6 protein-coding genes and 3 pseudogenes are annotated in these 7,571 nt (G+C 62.1%); 3 read left to right on the top strand and 6 right to left on the bottom strand.

The window, feature by feature from the left end:
* Nucleotides 1-52: 52 nt before the first annotated feature.
* Nucleotides 53-536: pseudogene (locus BF95_RS24100) on the bottom strand (IS110 family transposase); the annotation flags it as partial.
* A 47-nt stretch (nt 537-583) separates the two neighbouring features.
* Here BF95_RS24100 and BF95_RS24095 point away from each other — a divergent pair.
* Both BF95_RS24095 and BF95_RS26925 read left to right on the top strand, forming a co-directional pair.
* Nucleotides 584-1,588 (top strand): annotated as a pseudogene (locus BF95_RS24095) (IS91 family transposase); the annotation flags it as partial.
* 422 nt (nt 1,589-2,010) lie between these two features.
* A protein-coding gene (locus tag BF95_RS26925) for an IS5 family transposase (RefSeq protein WP_443018429.1) occupies nt 2,011-2,762 on the top strand; the annotation gives its coding sequence in 2 pieces (ribosomal slippage) (nt 2,011-2,341 and nt 2,341-2,762; 753 coding nt in all).
* A gap of 28 nt (nt 2,763-2,790) precedes the next feature.
* Here BF95_RS26925 and BF95_RS24080 read toward each other — a convergent pair.
* Both BF95_RS24080 and BF95_RS24075 read right to left on the bottom strand, forming a co-directional pair.
* Nucleotides 2,791-3,462: an NAD(P)H-dependent oxidoreductase gene (locus BF95_RS24080; protein ID WP_043155225.1), complete on the bottom strand. Its 672-nt coding sequence runs from the start codon at nt 3,460-3,462 to the stop codon at nt 2,791-2,793.
* Nucleotides 3,463-3,631: 169 nt separating this feature from the next.
* Nucleotides 3,632-3,964 (bottom strand): hypothetical protein, encoded by a 333-nt coding sequence (locus tag BF95_RS24075; RefSeq protein ID WP_043155222.1) that lies wholly within the window; start codon nt 3,962-3,964, stop codon nt 3,632-3,634.
* 267 nt (nt 3,965-4,231) lie between these two features.
* On the opposite strand from BF95_RS24075, the gene BF95_RS24065 reads away from it, so the two are divergent.
* The gene (locus BF95_RS24065) at nt 4,232-4,987 is read left to right on the top strand and encodes a Crp/Fnr family transcriptional regulator (RefSeq protein ID WP_235209975.1); all 756 of its coding nucleotides are present in this window, start codon (nt 4,232-4,234) and stop codon (nt 4,985-4,987) included.
* A gap of 13 nt (nt 4,988-5,000) precedes the next feature.
* Here the strand turns inward: BF95_RS24065 and BF95_RS24060 are convergent, their stop codons facing one another.
* The 3 genes and pseudogenes from BF95_RS24060 to BF95_RS24050 form a co-directional block, all read right to left on the bottom strand.
* Nucleotides 5,001-5,480, bottom strand: a complete 480-nt coding sequence (locus BF95_RS24060) for a hypothetical protein (protein WP_152542917.1) — start codon at nt 5,478-5,480, stop codon at nt 5,001-5,003.
* Between the two features lie 45 nt (nt 5,481-5,525).
* Nucleotides 5,526-6,185 carry an OmpW/AlkL family protein gene (locus BF95_RS24055; RefSeq protein WP_043155211.1) on the bottom strand — a complete coding sequence of 220 codons (660 nt, stop codon included), beginning with the start codon at nt 6,183-6,185 and terminating at the stop codon, nt 5,526-5,528.
* A 175-nt stretch (nt 6,186-6,360) separates the two neighbouring features.
* Nucleotides 6,361-7,571, bottom strand: a pseudogene (locus tag BF95_RS24050) (IS1380 family transposase); the annotation flags it as partial.

Here is a 7,571-nt window from a genome sequence, read left to right as displayed (position 1 = left end):
TCACGCGCCAAAAGCTGGGGATTGTCTCATCCGCGGGCTATCGTTTTCAAGCAAGGGGCTCGATCCTGCACATTCCSGGTTGCCGTGGTCACGCCAAAACTCGGCCGCGAACCCGCGGATTGCGTTCGCAAGCTGAGTGCGCCGCTTAATCAGACGTGCGCGCATGCCTACCAGCATGAGCGCGGCCTGCTGGTCTGGGGTCTTCGCTGGCACGAAGCGCATCGTCGGGCGACTCATCGCCTCGCACAGCGCCTCGGCGTCAGTGCGTCATTCTTGCCTCGCTTCACGTAAGGCTTGGCCAACTGCGGAGCGATCAACTTCACCTCATGACCGAACGAACCCAACAGCCGCGCCCAATGGTGGGAAGCTCCACAGGCCTCGATCGCGACGACCGTCGGCGGCAGCTTTTCAAAAAACCTGATCATCTCGCGGCGGCTCAGCTGCTTGCGTAACACCGGTCGTTCCGAAGCATCTACGCCATGCAACTGGAAAACGCTCTTTGACGTGTCGATGCCGATGCGGATAATATTTGTCACGGGCGGCTCCTTCATGTGAGTGTTTCAACGACCTCATCCTGGCACATCACGATGCCGTTGGGAGCCGTCCAACCCAACACTGCCCAAAATGTCAGAGCACGACGCGCGAGCAATGGCTCGCCGATCGTCAGGCGGATCTTCTGCCGGTGCCGTACTTCCACGTCGTGTTCACGATGCCGGCGGAGGCCGCCGAGATCGCCTTCCACAACAAGGTGGCCGTCTATGCGATCCTGTTCGATGCGGTGGCGGCGACGCTGAAGACCATTGCGGCCGACCCTCGACACCTTGGCGGCGAGATCGGTTTCCTCGCCATCCTCCACACATGGGGGCAGGCGCTCACGCATCATCCGCATATCCACTGCCTGGTTCCCGGCGGCGCGCTCGTGGATAGCGAACGCTGGCTCGCCTGTCGGCCGCGCTTCTTTCTCCCGGTCCATGTGCTCTCCCGCCTGTTCCGGCGGCTGTTCCTCGAACGGCTTCAGGCCGCTCATCTGGCCGGCAAGCTACGCTTTTCGGGCACGCTCGCCGGGCTCGATGATGCCGAAGCCTTTGCCGGATTGGTGCGACAGCTTCGTCGCAAGGACTGGATCGTCTTTGCCAAGCCGCCATTCGGCTCGCCCGAGCATGTTCTCGCCTATCTCGGTCGCTACACCCACCGCGTCGCCATCGCCAACAGCCGCCTGGTCAGCGCCAACGACACAGACGTGACCTTCCGATGGCGCGATTATCGACGCGGCAACGCGCCAAGGCTGATGTCACTCGATCCGCACGAGTTCATCCGGCGCTTCCTGATCCATTGCCTGCCCGACGGCTTCCATCGCATCCGGCATTATGGCTTCCTCGCCAATGGCTGCCGCCGGGCTCGACTCGCGATCATCCGGCAACTTCTGGTGGCGACGCAGCCCGCGCCAACCGCCGCGACCGGTGAGATCACCAGGTCGCTTCCGCGCTTTGACCCAACCGTTTGCCCCTGCTGCGGCGGCATTCTACGCATCACGGCCACACTGCCACATTGGCGGGCCCGGCCACGACCGCCGCCTGATACGTCATGAGCTCGCGCTTCGATCCGAACATTGATCCTGACGGCGTCGCGATATCAGCCTCGACGGACGCGATGATGCCCCGTGTCCGGTATCTTGCCGATCCACCCGCTGAGCAGGCGTCCATCCGGCGACCCAACCCAAAATGCCGGTCGGCGCGTCGATCGCCTCGACCAACACCGGCGGTTCGGTGTCACGACCACCGCCGAGAGCGCATCGCGTTACCCAAAGCCAGTCGCCAGCACCGGGCGGAGCAACACTAATCCCATAGCGCGTGGCCGCGTCAGCGGGTTAGTTCAATCCGGCTTCAATGAGGTCGCGCACCGCGCCAAGCCCGACGATCATCGCCGCGCGACCTCACAGAACCCTCCAGATTAAGTGAAAGATGTCTGATTCATGAGGCCCCGTGTTGAAGCGCGGAGCTGGCGATGGGGATCAAGCGATACGAGTTGAACGAAGCACAGTGGGCGAAGATCGCGGCTTTGCTGCCCGGCAAGGCGAACGATCCCGGGCGGACAGGGTCGGATAACCGCTTGTTCGTGAACGGTTGTTTATGGGTGTTGCGCTCGGGCGCACACTGGTGTGACCTGCCGGAGCGCTATGGTCGCTGGAAGACAGTGCACCGCCGGTTCAGCCGGTGGTGCCATAGCGGTGTCTGGGAACGGGTGTTCGACACGCTCACAGCCGACCGGGACAACACCTACCTCATGCTCGACAGTACCATCGTTCGCGCCCACCAGCAGGCAGCGACCGGAAAAGGGGGGCCAAGGACCAGGCGCTGGGGCGTTCCCGAGGTGGATTGACGACCAAGGTCCATATGCTGGCCGACACGTTGGGAAGGCCGTTGCGCTTCCGGATCACGGCTGGCCAGGCGCACGACATCACCGCCGCTGCCGATCTTCTGAAAGGACAGAAGGCCAAGGCGGTACTCGCCGACAAAGCCTATGACAGCAACGACTTGCGCGAATTGATCGCCGGCATGAAGGCCGAGGCGGTGATCCCCTCCAAGCGAAACCGTAAGGTCTTCATCCCCCACGACAAAGCCGCCTACAAGCATCGCAATCAGATCGAACGATGCTTTGGGCGTATGAAGCATTTCAGGCGATTCGCTACCCGCTATGATCGACGTGCCAGCCACTTCACCGGCTTCGTCCATCTCGCCGCAGCCATGATTTGGTTACGATGAATGTCGATCCGGCCTAGGATGGTGTCGTTCAACTTCCGTCCGAGATCGAAGGCGGAGCCGCAGCGCCATATTGTTCCACGGCAAGCCTCGCGCAGATCTTGCGCGCCCGCTCACGGACATCGGAAAGATGCTCGTCGATGAAGCGTGTGGGCAGGCCTTCGACGATACTGCCGATGTGAAGATAGTCAGCCGATTTCATCGAAAAGGCCCGGAAGAGATATCGGCTCGATAATTCCCGCAGCGAGTCCAACTGCCCTTGTTCGTCCAGCCATGCGTCGCGGGCGCCCGATGTCGTGATCGTGATCATATGGCCTGCGGTCAACGGGCCTCGTCCTGCGCCATCCTGGACTTGATGCGGCGTGACGCCCGCGCCGATCACGCGATCGACGTAGCCTTTCATCATGGCCGGCGGCAGGCCGAACCAGATCGGATAGATGAGCGCCACAACATCACAACCTTCGATGGCTTCGAGTTCGGCACGCACGTCAGGCGCGATCTCGAAACCACGCCTGTCGGGCCGTTCTTCGTTCTTGAGTACCGGATCGAACTTCATCGCATAGAGATCACGCAGGATTGCCTCTTGCCCGCATTCCCGAACTGTCTCGCAATAGGCGTGTGCGATGGCGGCATTGAAGCTCTGTGGATCGGGATGGATGAGGATCGCCACATGTCGGGCATGCCCCTTTGCCGCGTCAGCCATCGAACGACTCCTTCAGCTGCAATGCTACCCTACCGCACGATGGCTCGCCCTTGGGGAAATTACGCAACGATGGACATCACTGACGAAGCGGCCAGTTGGTGTCCCGCCAGAATGTGGAGCGCTTCGATCGCCCGATCGCTTGCGCGGGACAGGCGGTGGCTGACGAGAATCAGACGCTGCCGGTCACACATTCAGATTCTTGTCCAGCCATTCGACCACCAAACGCGCTTTCATGATCCAGGCCTTCTGAGGTTCTCCCGCAGGAGCCCATGCACAGGAGCGAGATAGGTGCGACCCAGTGAGAGGCGCCGGCGCTCTCCACCCGAAAGTCCGATGTCATTCTCACCGACCCAGTGTTGAGGCCATCCAGAAGTGCTACCGGTCGATCATCGATCACGGCGACATGCAACATGGCCCATAGCTCGGCATCGGCCACGGCCTCGAGGGTCAGCAGCAGGTTGTCCCGGGTCATCTCGGCGAACAGAACGGCGTCCTGTGGCACCGCCTGGGCCTACAAGATCATGTGGGGGCGTCTAACGACCGCGGTCATTCCCACGCATCCGGATTAATACTGATAGCAGGCACATCGCCACATGGTATTTCGCTTGAGTTCTCGGGCTCGGCCTCGCGGTCGGCTTCAGTCTCCTCAACGGCATCTGGCACGAGGTCCACTTGCCCAATGGGGAGACGGTGCCGGACGAAACTGAGCTTTCGGAAACCGTTGCCGGCCTGAACCCTGAACTCCGCCGGCGTAGATGCGTGAGTGGGGATGAAGATGCTCGGTAGCTGCACAACCTTGGATTGGCCCGATGGTGAGGAGAGGTTTCCGACATCTGTTTGCATGGATTGCGCGGTTCGCCGGGACTCTTTGTGCGGAACGCTTGCCGGTGAAGACCTCATCACGCTGCACAAGCTTGGCCGGCGCCGCCGTTTACGTCGCGGCGAATCGATCGCCTGGGCAGGAGAGGAGAGCCGTCGTTGCGCGAACGTCCTTTCGGGCATCCTGAAAGTCAGCGCGTTGACCGCCGACGGCCGCGAACAGATTGTCGGCTTACTCTATCCGTCGGACTTCGTGGGACAGCCCTTCGTGGGCAGCTTCGAATTCACAGTGACGGCGTTGGGAGACGCGGAAATCTGCACCTTTCGTAAGTCCGATTTCGAAGGGTTTCTGTCGACGCGAAACGGGATGACCCAGGCTCTCCTGCGCCGTACCTTCGATACGCTGAGCGATGCGCGCAAGCGCATGCTTCTACTCGGTCGTCAAAGTGCCAGCGAGAGGATCGCAGACTTTCTGCTCCAAACTTTCGAGAGGATCGGGGGCTATAGCGCCAGCGCCAATGGACCGGTAACCTTCGATCTTCCTCTTTCCCGAGGCGCAATCGCCGATGTGCTGGGCCTCACCATCGAAACGGTCAGCCGGCAAATGACCAAGCTCAAGATGGCCGGCGTGATTGCCCTGCCGGGCGGTCGCGCGGTGACGATACTCAAGCGCGACGCGCTCAGGCGAATGGCCGACGCTGCCTGAATGATCGTGGCCGCTAGGCGCGACAGCGCCGGCCGAGGCTGTCGCGCAATAGTGTTCGTGCCGCGGGCGTAAGACGCTGCTCCGCGAGCCCGAGGATCGCCAGTTCCTCGAACGCCATATCGGCCCGGCACGCTTCGAAGAAGCAGCGAAGCATATATCCCAATGTTGTTGCAGGCAGTGGAGAGCATCCAGGCCGGAGAGCCGCGACGAGGTCCTGCGCTTGCACAACCTGTGACGCGCTGCGGCAGCGCATACGATCAATGACCGCTTCGCCGTTCGGCATCGTCCGTGGGGCGAAAACGGTTTCCAAAAACCTGCGCTCTCGAGCTTCATGGGTGGGAAGCCGGTTCTCAAGCTCGTGGCAAACCCAGGCTGCGTCATCTTCTTCCGGAAGGGTCGGCAGAGCGCCCGCAACCGATTCCAGCATATCGCAAAGACAGGCAAGCTCGGCGTGGTCGATGAGCAGCGCGATCAGGTCGATCTCGTCGATCATGTACCAACCCATCGGTGGGACCAAGTTCGTGGCGGCTTGCATTGCTCAGAACCGCATGCCGATGCCGATACCAGGCACCAGAGGGTCGAGGTGGACACGCTCGCGGTTGATCAGACTGCCCGTCGTCAGACGGGCCGTGGTATCGATGTCGATATATTTGAGGTCAATGTTGAGGAAAATGCGAGGGGTAATGTCGATATCGACGCCGGCCTGCAGGGCATAGCCGAAGCTGTCCTTCAGTTTCAGCTTCGTGTCACCAATAGCCGACTGGAGCGCATTGCTGGCCTTTTCCGAATAGAAGATCGTGTAGTTGACGCCCGCGCCGACATAGGGCCGAATATGTGCGTTGGGCGCAAAATGATATTGAAGCGTGAGCGTTGGCGGAAGCACCCAGGTTCGTCCTGCCTTGCCGAGCCCGTCAAGCGCGCCGCGTCCTTCGATGTGATGCTTCGTCGTGGCCAGGATCAGTTCGGCACCGATGTGCCTAGTCGCCATATAGGTGAAGTCCACTTCTGGCGCATAACTGTTTGTCACCGCCGTATGGGCGGTCGGAAAACTCGGAAGGATCGGGCCGGTCTTCTCGGTCGGCGTCACCCGGATCGCACGGGCACGGATGATCCAACGCTTGTCTGCTTCTTCGGCATGGGCCGGGACCGCGAGCGCGGCAACAACTGCGCCAATCGATACAAGGACTATCCTTTTCATGCCTATCTCCATGCCGTGTTAGCCCGTCCTATTCAGTGGTGGCCTGAGGGCAGTGGCGCTGGGGGGCTGGCTTGAGGCGAAGACGCGGCTGGCCGAGGCGCCTTTTGCATCGCGTGTTGAGGGTGGTTTGCGGGGTTGAAGGACAGGGTTTGTTCAGCGGCGCCTGCCGCGTTGTTCAGGGTCCGGCGGCGCGCAGGGTGAGCGAGATGGATCGGAAGAGGGCGGCATCGGGGCAACCGGTCGCAAACGCGACACGGATGCGGCTGGCGGTTTCCACGATCCGTGCGGCGACCTTGAGCAGGCGCAGACGGATGGTGGCGAACTCGGCAGTTCGCAGCGCGGCGGTCGCTGGCATGGCGTTGCGGACCGCCCACATCAGCCAGTAGGCAGCGGTGTGGAGGATTAGCCGCATCTGGTTGGCGTTGGCCGAACGGCAGGAGGTGCGGTCGCTTTTGAGCTGGCTTTTGTGCAGCTTGATCAGATTCTCCGCCTGGCCGCGGGCGCAGTAGAGCGTGTCGTAAATCCATTCGGCGCTGCCCTCGGCGAGCGAGGTGACGACGAAGCGGACATCAAGGCCGAGCGCGCTCGCTTCGATACGGGCCGCCACCCGGCGCTTGCACGTGCCCCAGCTTTTCGCGGCATAGCGGATCTCGGCATAGCGGCGCAGCTCGACAAGCTGGCGCGTTGCGCGATCGGTGGCGCAGGCATCGCTCTGGGTCACGATGACCGGATTGGCGTGAAGAGCAGCGTTTCCAGCCAGGCCAAAGACATAGTCGATGCCGTTCGCTTCGCACCACGCCATCGGCTCGGGTCGGCCGTAATGGCTATCGCCGCGCAGCGTGATCCGGGTGTCGGGCCAATGGCGGCGGATATGCCGCACGAGCCGCCGGAGATGGCCGGCGACCTCGGTGCCGGAGGGCGTTTTGCCAGTCCGCAGCAGCATCGCCACCGGACGCCCGGTCGCGGTATCGTAGACGTGGATCGGCAGGAAGCAGCGCTCCGCGTGATGACCGTTCCAGAACGACAGCTGCTGCATGCGTGAACGACATCGACCGTGTCGTCGATGTCGAGCGTGACCGCCACAGGCGGCGTCGGATAGCTCGCGCAGTAGATGTCGATGAGTGTCCCGGTCAGCCGGACCAGCTCGCGCGTGGTCGGCGCGTTCTCCCAACGGCTCATCGTCGGTTGGCTCGCCAGCCCGACCGGACCGTCGGGTCGCTTGCCGAGCGCCAGTTTTGAACCCGGGGTCGTGGCGCAGCGTGTCGAGGTCGTCGGCATCCTCGTAGCCGCAGGCGATCGCCAATATGCGCGCGCGCAAAAATATCATCGAGATCTGGGGTGACGGCGGCTCTGGTCGCGAGGATCGGCGGATGCACGCGGCAAGCC

It is taken from the genome of Sphingobium sp. Ant17 (assembly GCF_000588875.1).
Lineage (GTDB): Bacteria > Pseudomonadota > Alphaproteobacteria > Sphingomonadales > Sphingomonadaceae > Sphingobium.
This window is presented reverse-complemented; position numbering and strand designations above follow the sequence as displayed.

Excerpts from the sequence above, each read along its gene's own strand:
- BF95_RS24055 (WP_043155211.1), bottom strand. The coding sequence starts at position 6,185 with ATGAAAAGGATAGTCCTTGTATCGATTGGCGCAGTTGTTGCCGCGCTC.
- BF95_RS24065 (WP_235209975.1), top strand. The coding sequence starts at position 4,232 with ATGAAGATGCTCGGTAGCTGCACAACCTTGGATTGGCCCGATGGTGAG.
- BF95_RS24080 (WP_043155225.1), bottom strand. The coding sequence starts at position 3,462 with ATGGCTGACGCGGCAAAGGGGCATGCCCGACATGTGGCGATCCTCATC.
- BF95_RS24060 (WP_152542917.1), bottom strand. The coding sequence starts at position 5,480 with ATGATCGACGAGATCGACCTGATCGCGCTGCTCATCGACCACGCCGAG.